The sequence below is a fragment of the Bacteroidales bacterium genome (assembly GCA_035299085.1).
Lineage (GTDB): Bacteria > Bacteroidota > Bacteroidia > Bacteroidales > UBA10428 > UBA5072.
This window is the reverse complement of sequence record DATGXG010000048.1, coordinates 20,667-39,255: the sequence shown is the minus strand read 5'-3', so window position 1 is coordinate 39,255 and position 18,589 is coordinate 20,667. Positions and strand designations below refer to the sequence as shown.

Annotated in this window: 10 protein-coding genes; 5 read left to right on the top strand and 5 right to left on the bottom strand. The window is 45.5% G+C overall.

What is annotated here, in order from left to right; genetic code table 11:
* Positions 1-2 precede the first annotated feature (2 nt).
* Both VK179_15920 and VK179_15915 read right to left on the bottom strand, forming a co-directional pair.
* Complete coding sequence (locus VK179_15920; protein HLO60238.1) at positions 3-1,211, bottom strand: hypothetical protein; 1,209 nt, start codon at positions 1,209-1,211, stop codon at positions 3-5.
* A 3-nt stretch (positions 1,212-1,214) separates the two neighbouring features.
* Positions 1,215-2,102, bottom strand: coding sequence for a hypothetical protein (locus VK179_15915; protein HLO60237.1), 888 nt, complete (start codon positions 2,100-2,102; stop codon positions 1,215-1,217).
* 151 nt (positions 2,103-2,253) lie between these two features.
* On the opposite strand from VK179_15915, the gene VK179_15910 reads away from it, so the two are divergent.
* Entirely contained in the window at positions 2,254-4,119 is a 1,866-nt protein-coding gene (locus VK179_15910; protein HLO60236.1) for a CocE/NonD family hydrolase, read from the top strand.
* 1 nt (position 4,120) lies between these two features.
* Here the strand turns inward: VK179_15910 and ybaK are convergent, their stop codons facing one another.
* The 3 genes from ybaK to VK179_15895 are packed head-to-tail and all read right to left on the bottom strand — an operon-like array spanning position 4,121 to position 7,904.
* The gene (gene ybaK, locus VK179_15905; protein ID HLO60235.1) at positions 4,121-4,588 is read right to left on the bottom strand and encodes a Cys-tRNA(Pro) deacylase; all 468 of its coding nucleotides are present in this window, start codon (positions 4,586-4,588) and stop codon (positions 4,121-4,123) included.
* Positions 4,589-4,590: 2 nt separating this feature from the next.
* Positions 4,591-6,312 carry a M14 family metallopeptidase gene (locus tag VK179_15900; GenBank protein ID HLO60234.1) on the bottom strand — a complete coding sequence of 574 codons (1,722 nt, stop codon included), beginning with the start codon at positions 6,310-6,312 and terminating at the stop codon, positions 4,591-4,593.
* 8 nt (positions 6,313-6,320) lie between these two features.
* Positions 6,321-7,904: a M14 family metallopeptidase gene (locus VK179_15895; protein ID HLO60233.1), complete on the bottom strand. Its 1,584-nt coding sequence runs from the start codon at positions 7,902-7,904 to the stop codon at positions 6,321-6,323.
* 85 nt (positions 7,905-7,989) lie between these two features.
* Between VK179_15895 and VK179_15890 the strand changes: the two genes are divergently transcribed.
* The 4 genes from VK179_15890 (at position 7,990) to VK179_15875 (ending at position 18,445) form a co-directional block, all read left to right on the top strand.
* Positions 7,990-8,721 carry a hypothetical protein gene (locus VK179_15890; protein ID HLO60232.1) on the top strand — a complete coding sequence of 244 codons (732 nt, stop codon included), beginning with the start codon at positions 7,990-7,992 and terminating at the stop codon, positions 8,719-8,721.
* 9 nt (positions 8,722-8,730) lie between these two features.
* Positions 8,731-9,993, top strand: coding sequence for an MFS transporter (locus VK179_15885; protein HLO60231.1), 1,263 nt, complete (start codon positions 8,731-8,733; stop codon positions 9,991-9,993).
* 31 nt (positions 9,994-10,024) lie between these two features.
* Positions 10,025-10,849 (top strand): MBL fold metallo-hydrolase, encoded by an 825-nt coding sequence (locus VK179_15880; GenBank protein HLO60230.1) that lies wholly within the window; start codon positions 10,025-10,027, stop codon positions 10,847-10,849.
* Between the two features lie 141 nt (positions 10,850-10,990).
* Entirely contained in the window at positions 10,991-18,445 is a 7,455-nt protein-coding gene (locus VK179_15875; protein ID HLO60229.1) for a hypothetical protein, read from the top strand.
* The last annotated feature ends 144 nt before the right edge of the window (positions 18,446-18,589 follow it).

Sequence of the window (18,589 nt, the reverse complement as noted above, 5' to 3'; positions counted from 1 at the left end):
GATCAGAACTTTATGTCGCCGGCAGCGACTTTGAATATGGCAATTCTTGGAAACCTGCCGGCTACATAAGTTTGTGCCAGAATCGCCAATCCTCCGTCATCTGTTGCTATGAGGTCTGCCACGCTTACAGGGTTTGTTGAGTTAAGCGATTTTGTTGCCATTAATCTTCCGCCTGGTTTTTCAAAGAAATATAAAACTATCCGGTTGGATTTGGTTTCGCTTGCAAATACAATGACTTCTTTATTGTGTATTGTGGTCATCAGCATTTTTGAAGAAGCATTTTCCTCCAATTCAGGCAACCTGGTGTCTTCGAATGTATCAGCCCCCTGCAACCCATCAAGATTAAGTGTCACCGAAGGGAAGATATAGTTTTCACCCATATAATAACGTGAGACCGAAAACAGGTTTGAAGCCATGTAAACTGCAGCGCTTATGGCTGCGTCGTCCTGGTAAGTATTCAGCTGACCGGTTTGATTTCCGGTGGAGGCGTTTAAAAACAGCAGGGTCATCGTATAGTTGTAAAAACAATTGATCATGTAATGTGTGGTTGATGACCCGGCAGGGGCTATAAAAAAAGGAAACTGCTTCCCTTTTTTCAGATGGTTTTCCACCTGGTTTTTGAAATCTTCGTTGATATTTAAACTCTTCTGCCAAACCTGGCCTCCGCCGGTCGAGTATTTTGTTACAACTGATGTTCTTGCGATCCGGTCAAAAGAAAGAACAACAAAACCGTCCTCTGCCGCATATAAATAAAGCGGGTACTTACCGTTCAATTCGGAAATTTCAGTAATTCCCGACAAATCTTCAGTTGTTTCCAAAAGTTTAATATTCTGATTAACCGCATCCATACAGGTAAACTGCAAGGCATTTCCCTGCTGCATTAGCGTAGGTACTGCGCTGCAATAGGAGTTTTCGACTATCAACTCCTTGATCATTTTGCCACTCTTGTCCGCCTTCATCAATTTTATAAGCGGAAAAGTGCTCAGGGCGGTATCCGTATAAACCGATAATACAAGGTAGCCTTTGTCCCCGGTTTGAACAAAATCAACCGGGTAAAGAGCAAGGTTCATATCGGGATTATCATACACTGCTGTGAAAGTTTCAGACGGATCGGCATCCGATTTTTTAATATCACATGATGTGAATAAAAGGCCGAAGACAGTCGGGATAATTATCTTTTCAAACAGGATGGCGGATTTCAGGAGCTTCATAAATTATCGTTTGCTTTTAAATACCGGGCAGGGCACAGCAGAACCTTTTCCTTTCCCGCCTCCGCCGGATTTAAGGTTTTGATTAATATTGAACAGTACACCGACATTAATGACCAGATTGTTAAATACGAGGTTATCCGGCACATTATAGGATCCGCCGGCATTCTGCTGGTTCGAGTATCGTTTTGATTCGTTTACAATATTGTGCAGGCTGATAAAATAGTCGGCTTCTGCAAACAGGGTAACCCAGCTGAGATCAGCGAAAAAACCTGCGCCAGGGAAAGCAGCCAGGCGCGTTTTTATATAACTTCCGGAATTCTCACCCGTGGTTGAATTGTTATCCAGTTCAATGCCTGTTTCATTGATATATTGAGTGGTAACTGAACTGATATTGCCATTGGCCCCGGTTAAAAGTGAATAAAAAAATCCTCCGGCCAGGAATGGCCTGATTTGGCCCGATCCAAGCTCATACCTGATTTCAAGCGGAATCTCAAAGTACTTCAACCTGTCAGTAAAATTGCTTTCTATTTCAAGGCGGTTCCCGGGATTAGCGGCGTCAGTCCATTGCAGAAATGAGGTATATTTAAATGTGTAACTGCTGAAAGTTGGTTCAATTCCAATCAAAAGAGACCTGGTTATTCTTACAAGTCCCACAAATCCGTACTGGTAACCCGGATTCCTGTAAAAAGGTTTATAATTCTTTCTCCCGGCTGTGGGTTCCATACCTCCAGATGGTTGCAATACCGAAAAACGCTTTGCTGGTATTACAGTTGAGAAATTAATACCGCCTTTGAACCCGATCCAGAAATCAAATTTTCCATCGCCGCCACCAGTTCCCGCGGCATTGAAGAAACTGCAAAAAAGTAACGAAATGAAAATGAAATAACGCATATTATTGAAACGGATATATGGCTAAATTATTGCTTTGCAGGATATTCTGGAAGTGGTTCATGTGTTTTTTTATGACAATCAATTACACATACCATTATGGGGTTTGGATTGTTAGTGCATTCAATTTAATTTTGCAGAAAACCAATATCTGATGAAATATTTTTACACCCTGATTTTTATTATTACTTCCGCATTGAATAGTTATGCTTCAGATCCCGATTCACTTTACCTTGCGCAGCATTACACAAAAGCAGAATATGAAGTACCGATGCGTGACGGTGCCAGGCTGTATACTGTAGTGTATTCGCCAAAAGATCAATCTGTTGCATATCCGGTTTTGTTCAACCGCACTCCCTATGGAGTGCCGCCTTACGGTGATGATATGGGATTCTCTTTCCGAAGGGGATTGTTTCCGCAATTTCTGAAAGAAGGTTTTATATTCGTTTTCCAGGATGTACGAGGCCGGTTCATGTCCGACGGCGTTTTCAGGCATATGACACCGTTCATTGAAAACAAAACCAAAAACACTGATGTGGATGAAAGTTCCGATGCCTGGGATACAATCGACTGGCTTGTAAAAAATATCAAAAATAATAATGGGAAAGTCGGGATGTGGGGCATTTCCTATCCGGGCTATTATTCTTCCTGTGCCGCCATTAATGCTCATCCGGCGTTGGTTTGCATTTCACCGCAGGCTCCTATCGGCGACTGGTTTTTTGACGACATGCACCACCATGGTGCTTTTTTCCTGGCTGCCAACTTTGATTTCATTGCCCTTATGGATCTGCCGAGGCATAAAAAGCAAACCGACTGGTTGCAGCCCTGGAGTTTTGAAACACCTGACGGCTATAGCTTTTTCTCGACCCTTGAACCGCTTTCAAAGATTAAATCCACTTATTTTGGCGACAGCATTGCTTTCTGGAATGAGGTTATACAACACCCGAACTATGATGCATTCTGGCAGGAAAGGAATATTTTACCACACCTTAAAAACATTAAGCCTGCCATGCTGGTGGTTGGCGGTTGGTATGATGCTGAGGATTTATACGGTACTTTCCATACTTACCAGTCGATTGAAAAGAATAATCCAAAAGCAAACAGTTCTATTGTCATTGGCCCCTGGATCCATGGCGGATGGGCACGGACTGACGGCTCGTACCTCGGCAACGTTTCCTTTGGTGCGAAGAACTCGGAATACTACAGGGATAGTATTGAACTTCCTTTCTTCAATTACTATCTGAAGGGTAAAGGCAATCTGAAATTGGCTGAAGCCACGATGTTTATGACAGGCGAAAATAAGTGGAAAAAATTCGAACAGTGGCCACCCAAAAACATCGCTATGACAAACTTATACCTGTCCTCCGGTGGTTCTGTTTCAATTGGAACTCCTGGCCAAAATACAAGCAATTTTGATGAATACACAAGCGATCCTCAAAAGCCGGTACCTTATATTGAAGATATTGCATTTGGAATGACAAAGGAATATATGACCGATGATCAGCGCTTTGCCGCACGAAGACCGGATGTGCTCGTTTATTCAACCAGGGTGCTTGATAATGATGTGGTTCTTGCCGGTCCTCTCACAGCGCATATTAAAGTGTCAACATCGGGCAGTGATGCCGATTTTATAGTGAAGCTCATTGACCTGTATCCTGTAAACACTCCCAATAACCCTTCAACCCGTCCGAAGATGGAAATGAGCGAATACCAGCAGATGATCAGGAGTGAAGTGATCCGCGGTCGCTTCAGGCAGGGATATGATCATGCTGTTCCTTTTAAACCCGGTGAAATAACGGAAGTTAACCTGGAGTTGCAGGATGTGTTACATAACTTTAAAAAAGGTCACCGGATCATGATTCAGATCCAGAGCACATGGTTTCCGCTCGTTGATTTGAATCCCCAGAAATTTGTCGACAATATCTTTTTTGCCCGTCCTGAGGACTTTATCAAAGCCAATATAAGGGTTTACCATTCTGCAGAAAACCCATCATATATTACAGCAGGGGTATTAAAATAAGTCAGACGAGGTCGGATATAACACACGAGGCAACGGAGATCAGGTCACCGGGTGATATTTTGAACTGGAGACCCCTGACGCCGGCGCTTACATAAATAAAGTCGTATAATGTGCAGGTTTCATCGATATAGGTGGGGTATTTCTTTTTCATTCCCACCGGAGAACATCCACCCCGAATGTACCCTGTGAGTTCCGTGATCTCCTTAACAGCCACCATTTCTGCGCTCTTATTCCCGGATACATGGGCCGCCTTTTTCAGGTTCAGTTCTTCAGCACCAGGAATAATGCAGACAAAAACTCCTGTTTTATCTCCGCGAAGGACAAGCGTTTTGAATACCTTTTCAATATCCTGGCCAATTTTCCGAGCAACTGCAACGGCACTTAAATCGGATTCATCTACCTCGTACGAGACCAGATCGTAGTGTATTCTTAGTTGATCCAGGATTCGGGCAGCATTTGTCTTTATCATAATTAATAAGCGGCTGTTGTTTTTCCTCCCTTGGTGCTTTCCACTGTTACCTGGAAGTGCCGGCTTTTCTCCGTAATCCACCTCACTCTTACAACAGTCATCCCGGGAATATTATCAAGTATAATAACGGAAGGTTCACCGGTTTGAACTTCTGAAATGTTAAGGTCCCTGTCTTTTACGATCATTTTGCCAAGGGCTTTGACCCCCTCTATGGTAACACGATCTTTGGCATCAATATTATATTTGCGGCACTGTCCCGAGCGGGTAGGCGAAATGCGCTTGTTTACAATGGAAACAGTTACCTCCTGCATTCCTTTTCCGGCATCCTTTACTTCAATTGTATCAATTTCTATTAAAGGTGTCTGGTAGGCATGATAAATAGTGAATGCCATATTCCGGTGGGCATCCGATTCCAGCAGGAAACCGGGATCAGGCCGTCCGAAATTTTTATTTGTACCACCAATCTCGATTTGCCCGTATTGCGGATGATTATAAGGTTTCCATGGTATGGCTGCATCATCGAAAAGAAGGTATTTATCGAAATCGAGCCTGTCATTCTGGGAATTCTGTTCTTTACCGAAATACATTTGCTCTGTGAACAATTCGTTCGAAAACACATAAATACCCCTTGCCCCGTAAAACCAGTCGATTTCACCGCCGTAAACAGGGTACAGATCTTTCCAGAGTGTAACAAATTTATAGCCGGGCAACATTTTCTCACCCATCCTCCCTACAGTGTTCAGAAGGGATTCGTCATCATTGTCATAAAGCTCTGTGTATGCCGATTGCGCTGGTCCCCTGAGAATTTGTCCCCCGTAATTATGATATGACTGGGCCCCGGCAATATTAGGATGATTTACAACAAAGTTCCTCACTGCCAGGTTTTCAGGTGCATAAAAAGGGTAGGGCAGCGCTCCATCCTGTATGTAGTCGGGCTGCCAGTTAAATGACCAATCGCGGTTCGGATCGTAATACCCCACAGGATCTTCGTTTACCAGTCCGTCCCCGTCGTTATCCGTTCCTTCATCATCGAGGATTTCGTATTGTCCGAACCGTGTGACGTCTGTACGGGCCATTCTGTCCGGATTTGCAGGGTCAATATTGTACCGGCCGTAAGGCGTCTTCCGTCGCATATAAGCTATACTTCCATCACCATCCAGATCATCATAACCATCCTCATCAGTTATCCCGTCACGGTCATCGTCAACTGGAATCATTCCTGACCTTGGACTGTGCATGGTATTCGGCTTAAGCATGTAATTATTCCTGGCATCCGGATTTATTGTCGGAATAATGTAAAATACTTTATCATCAAGCAGTTCATGGATAAAATCATTTGAAGCATACATTTCAGTCAGGTACCATGCCGTGTACAGCGCAATCTCGGATCCCTGCACTTCATTCGAATGAATGTTCCCGTCGATGTAGTAGCCCGGTTTCTCATCCGGCTTCTTATTCTTAAAATTTGTAATTGTAAGCAAAATCAAATCCCTTCCTTCATATGATTTTCCGATTGATGAAATCTGTGCCAGGTCAGGATAGGCATTGGCAATTTTATTGCACAGGTCGGTGAGGCCTTCGTAAGTGTAGTATGTGTTCCACATGATCTTCACCTTTGGATCCGAAGGTGAACCGGCCGATTTGAAAAAATAGGGTACATCCTGTCCTTTAATGGCTAAAACCGAAAAAAGGAATAGGCTGAAAAATATAGCGGCGATTTTCATTTTACAATTTAATTGAGTTCAACATCACGTGCCACAATCCCGGTTTGCGGTGAACCGGCTTTCAGAACTACTTTGCCTTTTCCGTTAACAAGCCAGATGACTTTTTGGGATTCGCCCGGATCAATCCGGTCAAACAGGAAAACTTTTTTGCCACCTGAAATAACCTGCGATTTTGAGGTGAGAATGTCAAGACGCACCATTTTTACCCATTTGCTGTGTACGGCAGGATAGGCCATTGTCGGCAGACTTCCGGTATTGGTGATTTCGGCTTCTACCTGGTAAAGATCTCCGGAATTCCGCAAAACTTTTACTGAGCTGAATTTTAATGAAGGATGCATCCGGGCCAGTTGCAACATGAATTCATAATGCGGTCCTGATATGGAATCAATAACTTTCATAGGCGGATTCAAAGCGACAAATGGCTTAATTCCGCCGATTTCCACTGTTTTGCCCGGAAAATCGGGGTGGTCAAATTTTTGCCAGGGAACAACCTGTTGCATTATTCCTTTTGAAGCCGCATATTTCAGGTAATCGAAATCAACGGATCCCCGGTTGTTTTTATCTCTTACTACATTCCATCCGGGTGTGCCGAAACCGAACCGGCCGTAATGAAAATAGGTCCATGAAAGAATGTCTCCGCCTTTGGACGTGACTTTTGACGAGTCTCCAAGATGGACCAGTTTCTTATAGGCTTCAACTGCCTGCTGGTAATAGGGTTTGTCTTTATCAGATACAACAGCTGTAATCTTTTTATCGCTTAGTTCAGCAGCCAGATCCGAAAACTCAGACAAGTTGTTTTCTTTACCAATGCAAAGAACTGCAAATATATTCCAGTGGTCAAACAGGAACTTTGCAACCGAACGTGTTTCGGGTTCGGAAATGGCATTGATGCCGGCGTCCTCACTAAAATACGGGTAGTTAAAAGTAAAATTCCGGTTGAAATTTACTCCACCAGGCTGATCCTCATTGATTTTTCCATCCTTATCATTATCCGTTCCTTCCAATAAAACCAGGTATTGGCCTTTCTCTCCTTTCGTAATGTCTGCCTTTACCATCAAATCGGGATTATCTGGATGGACAAAGTATTCCCCTTTGTCGGGGTCCAAAACCCGCATTACCGAAATAACACCATCCTTATTTAAATCATCAAATCCGTCTTCATCGGTCTTACCATCTTTATCTTCATCGTAAGGAAAGGTATTACGTGTTCTTTCATAACGAACCGGTGCAAAGTACTGTTCTGTTGCATCGGGCGAAACATTGGGAATAAAATAAAAAGTAACCTCGTCAAGTAAAAGTGAGTTGGATACAGCCAGTTTTTCAGCCATCTGCATGATAAGCTCAACGGATGCAAGTGAAGCTCCGTTGATACCGCCGATAACGGCAATCCCTGGCTTATTTTCTTTTTCTCCTTTTCCAACTGTTACGGTAAAAATTTCTTTTCCGCTGAATGTTTTGGTTAAAGAGGAAACTGCCACCGTGCTGTTTTGTCCCAATTTTTTTATGCGTGTGCTGAGTTGCCCGTAATCGCTATATTGGGATTTCAATGGAATTGTAAGAACAAGGAGAATCAATAAGGAAAAGATCTTCATGATACGGTTTTATGTAAGTTGTGTTATGGGAATAAATGTAGGAAATAATTGCCTAAATTGCATGGCAAAGAAGCCCTGATCCTTATTGAAAAAACAGAAAGACATAATTCCGGTTCTTACATTAGCCTTAATTGTGCTTTTGAACAGTCATTGCAGTAATGCCATTTGCCAGGATGTGTTGCCGGACTCGCTTATGAATGAACGGATCAATGTAATCACCGGGATGCTCAACCAGGGCAAAAAAGGCGCAAACCTCTGGTGGAAAGGCTGGCTGGTTGGCTACGGCGCTGCCACTGTGGCCCAGACGGCATTGGCGATAACATCGGATGACCTGAAAGGACGACAGGATTGGTCACTTAGCGCATTAAGCACCCTTCTTGGTGCGGCCGGGCAATTGATAGCCCCTATGCCAAAGGGTTATACATCCGATCTCCTGAATGAAATGCCCCAGGATTCACCTGAACAACTGAGATTGAAATTACAGACCGCAGAAAAACTGCTTTTTGAATGTGCACAGCGTGAAAAACACGGCCGTTCATGGAAGACCCATGCCCTTGACGGAGCCGTCAACCTGGGATTCGGGGCCGTTGTCTGGTTTGGTTTTGACCGGTATTTTGCTGAAGGTGCCGGGAACTTTGTTCTGAACTCTGTTATTTGTGAAACCCAGATTTTCACACAGCCGGTAAGGGCTATAAAAGATTATAACCGGTACATGCAGAAATACAGGCCGGGTAATGCTTCATATCTCAGGTCGGAAGAAGTATCCTGGTATTTTACTATGATGCCGGGCGGTCTTGGTTTCAGGGTTGTTTTTTAATATGGAAAAATGGAAAATGTGACTTATCCAAAATACCGTTTTGTTGTACTGGCGGCTTATTCATTTATTACAGCAACAGTAGAAATCCAGTGGCTTACCCATGCTTCAGTTGCCCGGCCTGCTGAGGTTTTCTATGCCGGACAATTCAGCAAGGCTTCATTCTTCAACATCGATTTTATAGCGATGGTATATATGCTCGCTTTCCTGGTTATAAGCTTCCCGGCCTCTTATATTATTGATAAATATGGAATTAAAAAGGGTGTGGGTGCAGGAGCCGTTTTACTGGGCGCTTTCAGCCTGCTTAAGGCTATTTCGGCCAATAATTTTACAGGAGTTCTGATAGCCCAGGCAGGACTTGCCATAGCGCAACCATTTATCATAAATGCTGTAACTGCTGTTTCCGTAAGATGGTTCCCGCTGAATGAACGGGCTATGGCAGCCGGACTGGCTGTTCTGGCACAATTCATCGGAATCATTATTGCCATGCTGATAACACCGCTTATTGTCGGTTCTGATCCGTCTGCAACCGAGTATGGCTCGGGATTCGGAAAAATGTTATGGATCTATTGCATGGTTTCTTTGCTTTCTGTGGTTGCTTTTTTTGTGTTTGTTAAAGAGAAACCTTCCAATGCTGATATTGAGGCAGAAAACAGGCAAACTTTCCTGGGAGGCCTTAGGATGGTACTGTCACACCGCGATATGATAATAACTCTATTCCTGTTTCTTATCGGACTGGGTATATTCAATGCAGTCAGCTCAATGACCGATTCAATTGCTGAAAAGCTGGGTGTAAAGGATTCCGACGGATACCTGGGCGGTGTCATGCTGATAGGTGGTATTGTGGGTGCGGTTATAATCCCTGTGCTTTCCGATTATTATAAAAAAAGAAAGCTGTTCCTTGTCATTTGCCTTGCGGGAATGATTCCGGGCATTGCCGGTCTTTCCTATGCTTCTGAGTTAGCGGCCAACCCTGCTCATATATACGCAATTGCCCTGATTGGTTCCTTTGTTCTTGGTTTCTTTGTGATGAGTGCCGGACCCATTGGTTTCCAGTATGCCGCCGAAGTCACTTCGCCGGCACCTGAATCCGTTTCACAGGGAATACTGCTATGGGTAGGTCAGCTGACAGGCATGATCTTCGTATTTGCAATGAGTTACAGGAGTAACCATTTCCTCGGACTTACAATGAATGTATTCTTTGCGTTGAGTATCCTTACGTTTATAATGGTGCTCTTCGTGAAAGAAAGTCCTTTAATGCCCGGTAAAAAGTAATTTATCCATTTCTGACATAAAACAAAAACAAATGAGAACATTAACCTTATCCGTTATCCTGTTATCTTTTCTGCAAATGCTGACAGCCCAGATACCCGATGCACTGCAGGGAAAAGAAGTATTTAAAAACGATGATGCCGTATTCCACCAGATTGATGATCATACCTGGGTTGGAACAGGTCATGCGATGTATAATGAAAGCTTTTACCTGGTGGAAGGCGAGAACATGTCGCTTCTGATCGACGCAGGCACCAATGTAAAAGATCTCGATAAAATAGTAGCATCTATAACCAAAAAACCGGTAATGCTTGTCGCAACCCATGTCCATCCCGATCATACAGGTTCTTCCATAAATAGTTTTCCTGAATTATTTATTAACCCGGGTGATACGGTACAGATAAAAACTTTTATGCCGGATTATAAAGGAAAGATTACTTATCTGAAAGACGGACAAATTATTGACCTGGGAGGAAGGATGATTGAAGTTGTTTTTACTCCCGCACATACTCCGGGTTCTACCACATTTCTAGATACGAAAGCAGGATATGGGTTCAGCGGCGATTCATTTGGTTCAGGTAACCTTCTCCTGTCTTCCACCTTTTCAGGATTACTGTCAACCTGTGAGAAAACAAGTGCCATCATGTCAAAATATGGTATTTCCTATTTTTATCCCGGTCATTATTATGGAAGTAACCCGGAAACAAAACAACGGGTAGACGACATGATCACGCTGAGCCGTGATGTTATTTCCGGAAAACTGAAAGGAGAGGATAACCCGAACGGTATGATGGGCTTGAACCGTATAATCAGTGGCTACGGGGTAAGAATCAATTACAACGATCAGGCAGTAAGATAGTAATGTGTTAACAGCTTGTTAATAAATACCTTGTCAATGCTCTTGTATTGATAAAATACCTCTGCATTTTTATTTACTTTAGTGCGTCCCGCAAATTGTACTTTTAAGTAGATGTCTGATTACTCTCAGAGCATTTGAACTATGCACAAACACAAGGCATTCCTTACATTTTACCTGTTGCTTGCCAGCTGTGCTTTATCTTTTACTCTTTGCGCTCAGACGTATAATATTCAGCTTCTTAACGGACAGACTGTTTCGACCTGTACAGGCACCTTTACTGACAGCGGTGACTTGACATCCGGCTACGGAGATAATGAATCGGATACGCTAACATTGTGTGCCCCGTCAGGCGTTATCTTTGTTAATTTCAGCTCTTTTCGCCTGGTGGCCGGGGATACACTTTACATATATAATGGGCCAGGGACTTCATCAGCGTTGTTGGGAAAATATTCGGGAATTGGCCTCTCGTTTACCGCAAATGCTACAGGGTCGTGCCTCACTTTTGTTTTTAAATCAGATGCTTCACTAACCGAAGCAGGGTGGGAAGCTTCAATACATTGTTGTCCTGATCCTTCGGTGGGATTTACAGGACTGAGTGCCTTCTATGATATTCAGCTTGATGGTCCTGTAACGCTTACTCCAAATCCCTCAGGCGGCATCTTCAGTGGTCCCGGAATTTCCGGATCAGTATTCACGCCTTCAATTGCCGGTGTCGGAATCCATACCATCCGGTATGTTTATACCGATTCATATGGTTGTTCCACTACCATCACTCAAACCACCGATGTCAGAACCTATAATAACAGGGCAGGGGCCCGGCTGATAACCAGTATTCACGACTGGTGTTCGTCGAATGCTTCCTATTCGAACTCCACTGCCACCGGTGATGGAGCTGCAGGGTCATGCTGGAGCGGAGGTACCGATCACAACGTGTGGTTCAGGTTTTTTGCAACCACAACTGCTGTTAAGGCAGATATTATAACCGGTGGCGTTTATGGCACCATGAGGGGCCAGCAGATGGCAATCTGGAACAGTGCCGGCGTCCAACTGGCATGTAATGATGCCGGATGGAATTATGCAGGAACATTGTCACTGAGCCTGGATAACCTGGTTGTTGGCCAGGAATACTTTATTTCAGTAGATGACCAGACCACTCACGGTACTTTCTCCCTGTGCCTTGACGATGAGCCGGGATATGATCTGCGTTCAGGAGCCGTATTGATCAATAATATTGACGGATGGTGTTCGGCCAGTGCAGGCTATTCCAATTCGCTGATGACACCAGACCAGGCAGCCGGTTCATGCTGGTCGGGCGGTACAGGAAACAATGTCTGGTTTAAGTTTATTCCAACCGGAAATGCCATAAAGATTAGTCTTACAACCGGAACAACTTATGGCACTATGAGAGGGCAACAAATGGCAATCTGGAATTCTCATGGTGTGCAGGTTGCCTGTAACGATGCCGGTTGGAATTTCAGCGGAACGTCTTCGCTCAGTATAGATACTCTAAAAGCGGGGTCGACTTATTACATATCCGTTGACGATCAGACTACGCACGGATCATTTACTTTGTGTACGGATGATGATCCGGGTTATGATTTCAGGTCGGGTGCTTATACTTTAACTTCAACAACCGGCTATTGTTCGGGTGACGCCGTTTTCAGCAATTCTTTTTCTACGGGTGACGGGTCTGCAGGTTCGTGCTGGAGCGGCGGTACTGATCATAATGTATGGTTTCGCTTCACTGCAGATACACGGGCGATAAATGTCCAGGTAAAAACGGGGGGTACACAGGGAACCATGCGGGGACAACAGGTAGCTATATGGAATTCATCCGGGACGCTTGTTGCTTGTAACGATGCGGGATGGAATTACTCCGGAACCCTTACCCTTGGTGCCGATACACTGACTGTGGGACACACCTACTATATTTCTGTTGACGATCAGACCACGCATGGAACATTTACTTTGTGTGCGGATAACAAAGCGGATTACGATTTCAAATCCGGAGCAATGCCCATGTATTTTACCGACAACTGGTGTTCAACAGATGCCCAGTTTTCAAACCAGTTTGCTACGCGTGATGGTAACGCAGGAACTTGTTGGTCGGGTGGTACCGATCATAATGTTTGGTTTGAATTCGTGGCTGAAACCGGGGGAATTAAGGTTGACATTTTAACCGGTGGCACATACGGAACCATGCGCGGTCAGCAAATTGCCATCTGGAATGAATCAGGTACCCAGCTGGCATGCAACGATGGTGGCTGGAATTACAGTGGCACACTATCGTTAAGTATTGATACGCTTACAGCCGGAAGGCATTACTATATTTCCGTTGATGACCAGACGACACATGGCACCTTTTCAATGTGCCTCGATAATAAGGTCGGATTTGATTTTCGTGAAGATGCCCTTATCCTGTCTGATCTTGACCACTGGTGTTCTTCAGATGCGCTTTACAGCAACCGGTATGCAACAGCTGACGGAATTGCCGGATCCTGCTGGTCAGGTGGCACCGATCACAATGTCTGGTTCAAATTCATCGCTGTTTCCGGGGAGATACAGATTGATGTAAAAACAGGAGGCACCTACGGTATAATGCGCGGCCAGCAGCTGGCTATCTGGAATCAGAATGGTGTACAGGTTGCCTGTATTGACGCCGGATGGAATTATTCAGGTACTCTTTCGCTTCTGACCGATACACTCACGTCCGGCCGCCTGTATTATGTGTCTGTGGACGACCAGACGACCCACGGTACTTTCACCATATGTGCCAATAATAAATCAGGTTATGATTTTAAGAGCGGGGCAGTGCTTTTGTCAGGACTGGCAGACTGGTGTTCGTCGGATGCACAGTTTGACAACCGTTTTGCCACCCGCGATGAATCGGCCGGATCATGCTGGAGCGGGGGCACAGATCATAATGTTTGGTTTCATTTTACTGCCTCCACAAACGCCGCACTGGTTGAAATAAAAACAGGCGGAAGTTACGGAACTATGCGCGGCCAACAGGTTGCCATATGGAATGCCGCCGGCGTCCAGGTGGCCTGTAACGATGCCGGATGGAATTTCAGCGGTGTGCTTACCCTGGGTGTCGATACACTTACTGCCGGGCATGAATATTATATTGCTGTCGATGACCAGACAACCCACGGCACATTCACCCTATGCCTCGATGACCAGCCGGGCTATGATTTCGGGTCTGACCCCTTATTGCTCGATAACACCCTGAACTGGTGCAGTGCCGATGCCCTGTATGATAACCGTTTTGCCACCGCTGACCATGCCGCCGGTTCGTGCTGGAGCGGGGGTACCGATCATAATGTTTGGTTTCAGTTTGTTTCCGCATCAAACAGTGCTGAAATCCTTATAAAAACTGGAGGAACCTACGGTACCATGCGCGGACAGCAGGTGGCACTGTGGAATGCAGCTGGGGTGCTCGTTGCTTGTATGGACGGGGGATGGAATTATTCAGGCACCCTTACGTTGTCGGCTGATACCCTGACTGCCGGGAGAACATATTATATTTCGGTGGACGACCAGACTACCCACGGAACGTTTTCATTGTGTGTAAGTAGTTTGCCGGGATATGATTTCAAGCAGGGCGCCCTGTTGCTGAATGATATTGATAACTGGTGCGGAGCAGATGCACTTTACAGCAACCGTTTCGCCACTGCGGATGAATCTGCCGGAAGCTGCTGGTCGGGTGGTACCGATCATAATGTATGGTTCAGGTTTGCAGCTGTTTCAGGACAGTTGGAAGTAAATGTCAGGACAGGTGGAACATACGGCACCATGCGGGGACAGCAGGTGGCAATCTGGAATGCCTCAGGAACTCAGCTCGCTTGCATCGATGGTGGCTGGAACTACAGCGGGGATCTTGTTTTGAGCGTGGATACCTTAACTGCCGGCAGAACGTATTACATTTCAGTTGATGATCAGACCACACACGGCACATTTACTTTGTGTGTGAATAATAAAACCGGCTATGATTTCAGGTCAGGAGCGGTTGCGTTGACCAATCTCGATAACTGGTGTTCCGCATCAGGATTGTACAGTAACCAGTATGCCACAACCGACGGAACAGCGGGGTCATGCTGGACCGGCGGCACCGATCACAACGTATGGTTTTCCTTTACGGCACTTTTCGATACGGCAGTGATATCCGTCACAACAGGAGGAGCGTTCGGCACTATGCGCGGTCAGCAGATCGCTGTATGGACATCTGCAGGGGTACAGATCGGATGTGTGAACACCGGCTGGAATTATTCAGGGGTAAGCTCGTTAACGTTAAATTCGCTCGTCCAGGGTAACACATATTATATTTCAGTGGATGATCGTACCACTCACGGCACATTCACCATGTGCATTGACAATGTAAGCGGACTTGAATACTGGGCGATTGCCTCAGGCAATTGGAATGTTCCTGCAAACTGGTCGAGAATGGAAGGAGGGCCCCCGGCGACATCCAAACCAAGGGCTTCTCATGTGGTTCACATTAAAGGTTACAATATTACAGTTACCGGTTCCGAAGCCTGCGCAAGACTTGACATGCCGGTTGCCAATAATAATACCTCCCTTACAGTTGACGGCGGAAACCTGACCGTGAATGGTAACCTGACTTCGGCAAACAACGGAACCAATTTCACAGGTACAATTTCAGGTATAAATGGCGGGGCAATCAACATTATACGCGATCTGCAGGTGACGCGAAACGGGGGAAATGCTGCAATGAGCCTGGTCTTATCCGGTGCTTCAACGTTGAATGCAGGACAGGACCTCATCTTCAACTCTTCTGCCGGTACAGCGGCAACCAATTCAATTACACTTTCAAACTCGGCAACTCTGAGTGTTACCAGGGACCTGACGCTTTCCAATACCGGCGGGCCAAGGACAAGTTTCATATTGAATAATTCCGCTGTATTGTATGCATGGCATGATATTATATTGACTGCTTCTGCCCAGAACAGGGTGGAAATCCAGATGAACAATAATTCAATTCTGAATTTGTATGGCAATTTCAGAAGAGGCACCCCCGCTTATGGCATATTTTCGTCAAATGATAATTCAACTCTTGTATTTCATGGAACCAGTTACCTGCAAACGTGGCCTGCAAACGCAGGTTCAGGTACTGACGGATTTACCTATAAAAATGTAGTGATCAATAACAGCAAGGTAACCTCACCGCAGGTTACGCTTGAAGGACAGGTGTCTGTAACCGGTTCTGTGACGTTTACAGACGGCATAGTGGCCACCACATTGACAAATATTCTTATTATTCCGGCCGGGGCATCGGTAAACGGTGCTTCAAATGACAGTTATGTCGATGGTCCCGTGAGGAAAACAGGGAACACTTCCTTTACATTCCCTGTGGGTGGTGCAGGAGTTTACAAAGCTTTTACAATCTCCGCTCCTTCAGTGGCAACTGATGCCTTCACCTGCCGGTATTTCTATGCTAATTCTCATCCAGCATATAATCATAATCTCAGAGAATCCTCCCTGAACAATATCAGTGATTGCGAATACTGGTCGCTTACACGTGATGCAGGCATCTCAACTGTTCAGGCAACCCTTTCATGGGGTTCATTAAGCTGTTGTATTGGCAGCCTTACCAATTTACGGGTAGCCGTGTGGGAAGGTGCATCATGGATAAACCACGGGAACGGAGGTACCACAGGCACACAAGCCAGCGGAACTATTACCACCTCGGGTTCACTCACACAAAGTAATAATGTACTTTCATTTGCAAATACCTTACCTGAGGTCAGTTTCTCAGGTCTTTCCGCCACATATTGCCAAAGTGCAGCTGCATCTTTACTCAGCGGAACACCGGCCGGTGTCGGCGGCGTTTTTACCGGGCATGGAATCACGGATAACGGTGACGGTACAGCTACTTTCCAGCCTTCTGTAGCCGGGGCAGGCACTTTCAACATTGTGTTCACCTATACCGACCCGGTAACTGGTTGCTCTAACAATACCACTCAATCGGTTACCATATATGGCAATCCCAAAGCATCCATGTACCAGTCGGCAACCGTTTGCCCCGGTTCACTGGCGGATCTGAATATTTTCTTTACAGGAAAGGCGCCCTGGAATTATACGTATACCAATGGCACGGGTACATTTTCAGGTACTACTTCAGCAAACCCATACAACTTCCAGTCATCCGTTCCAGGTACTTACCAGGTGACAGCCCTTTCCGATGCAAATGGATGCATTGGATCTGATTTTGGCAGCACGGCTGTTATCAGTAATTACCCTTCAGGGTCTGTCCCCGTAATTGATATTACAGGTCCTGTTTCATTTTGTGAAGGCAGTTCAGTGACTCTTTACACGGCACCCGCAGGGGCATTTGCTTTTTGGTCAAATGGTGTATCCGGTTATTCGCAGGTCATTAGCGAGCCCGGTAGCTATTGGGTCAAAATCGTGGATAATAATGGTTGTGTGAGCCCGCAATCATTACCCACCACAATCACAGTGAATAAAGTACCCCGGAAACCTTTTTCAATTACGGGAAATACGAGCATCTGCCAGAATGGTGCTGCTTCGGCACTCAATACAGTTTCTGCCTATGCAACAACCTATAACTGGCATGTTGCCCCGGTTGCTGCAGGGACATTCTCCGGCAGCGGATCTTCGGTGACATTAACATGGGATCCTTTGTTCAGCGGAGTGGCCACCATTACAGTGTCAGGAAGTAATGCACTTTGCGGTGAAGGCCCGTTGTCCGATCCCCTTGTGATTACGGTTCATGCTTTGCCCTCTGATCCCGGCAGTATTAGTGGACTGGCTTCAGTTTGCCGCTCTTCGCAGGATGTAGCCTATTCCATTGTACCCGTTGCCAATGCCACTTCATATATATGGACTTTGCCGGCAGGCGCCGTTATTGATGGTCCATCAACCGGATCATCTATAAACGTTGATTTTAATGGTTCAGCAGTCAGCGGTACCATCAGAGTTCATCCTTTAAACGGGTGTGGCAGCAGTTTCAATTTTTCCACGCTTGCCGTAACGCTCTATGACAGACCTGTTCCTTCTCTATCAGGCAATACCACAGTAAATCTCAATGATATATCAGTTTACAGAACTGATCCCGCAATGACTGATTATGCCTGGAGTGCTTCGGCAGGGGGACAGGTAATAGCCGGCGGTGGCGCCTCAGCAGACAGTGTTGTTATTCAGTGGATAACATCCGGGGCACAATGGGTTGGTGTAAATTATACCAATCTCAATAATTGCAGTGCCCTGGCAAGTCAAAACCTTGCCGTAACAGTCAGCCTTTTGCCAGGGAAACCCGGGACACCGGTTGGAAGCGTGTTGATGTGCAGTGGATCACCGGATACCCCTTACACTACAACCGGTGCAACCGGTGCAGTATCCTATGTCTGGTCGCTTTCACCTGCGGCTGCCGGTGCGGTTTCAGGAAGCGGGACTACTGGTACCGTAACATGGAATGCCTCATGGTACGGTCAAGCTACAATTACGGTATCAGGTCACAATGCCGGCGGAGACGGACCGGCCTCAGACGCTCTGAATATCGATGTTTATAAAAAACCGGACACCGATTCAATCTACTATTTTCCGAATCCGAATTGAAATGATTATTCAAGCGTAGTCCGGAGACTACGCTTAGCCGGGGAGAATCCTCTGCTAAGCGAAGTCTCCGACCATAGCCGTCAACTTAAGGCTATAACTGTACAGTTAATTAATGGTTTAAACCACGGAGTGGTTTAATTTGAA

Coding starts and splice junctions, on each gene's coding strand:
- VK179_15895 (HLO60233.1), bottom strand. CDS start 7,904: ATGAAGATCTTTTCCTTATTGATTCTCCTTGTTCTTACAATTCCATTG.
- VK179_15920 (HLO60238.1), bottom strand. CDS start 1,211: ATGAAGCTCCTGAAATCCGCCATCCTGTTTGAAAAGATAATTATCCCG.
- VK179_15900 (HLO60234.1), bottom strand. CDS start 6,312: ATGAAAATCGCCGCTATATTTTTCAGCCTATTCCTTTTTTCGGTTTTA.
- VK179_15915 (HLO60237.1), bottom strand. CDS start 2,102: ATGCGTTATTTCATTTTCATTTCGTTACTTTTTTGCAGTTTCTTCAAT.
- VK179_15910 (HLO60236.1), top strand. CDS start 2,254: ATGAAATATTTTTACACCCTGATTTTTATTATTACTTCCGCATTGAAT.
- ybaK (HLO60235.1), bottom strand. CDS start 4,588: ATGATAAAGACAAATGCTGCCCGAATCCTGGATCAACTAAGAATACAC.
- VK179_15875 (HLO60229.1), top strand. CDS start 10,991: ATGCACAAACACAAGGCATTCCTTACATTTTACCTGTTGCTTGCCAGC.
- VK179_15885 (HLO60231.1), top strand. CDS start 8,731: ATGGAAAATGTGACTTATCCAAAATACCGTTTTGTTGTACTGGCGGCT.
- VK179_15880 (HLO60230.1), top strand. CDS start 10,025: ATGAGAACATTAACCTTATCCGTTATCCTGTTATCTTTTCTGCAAATG.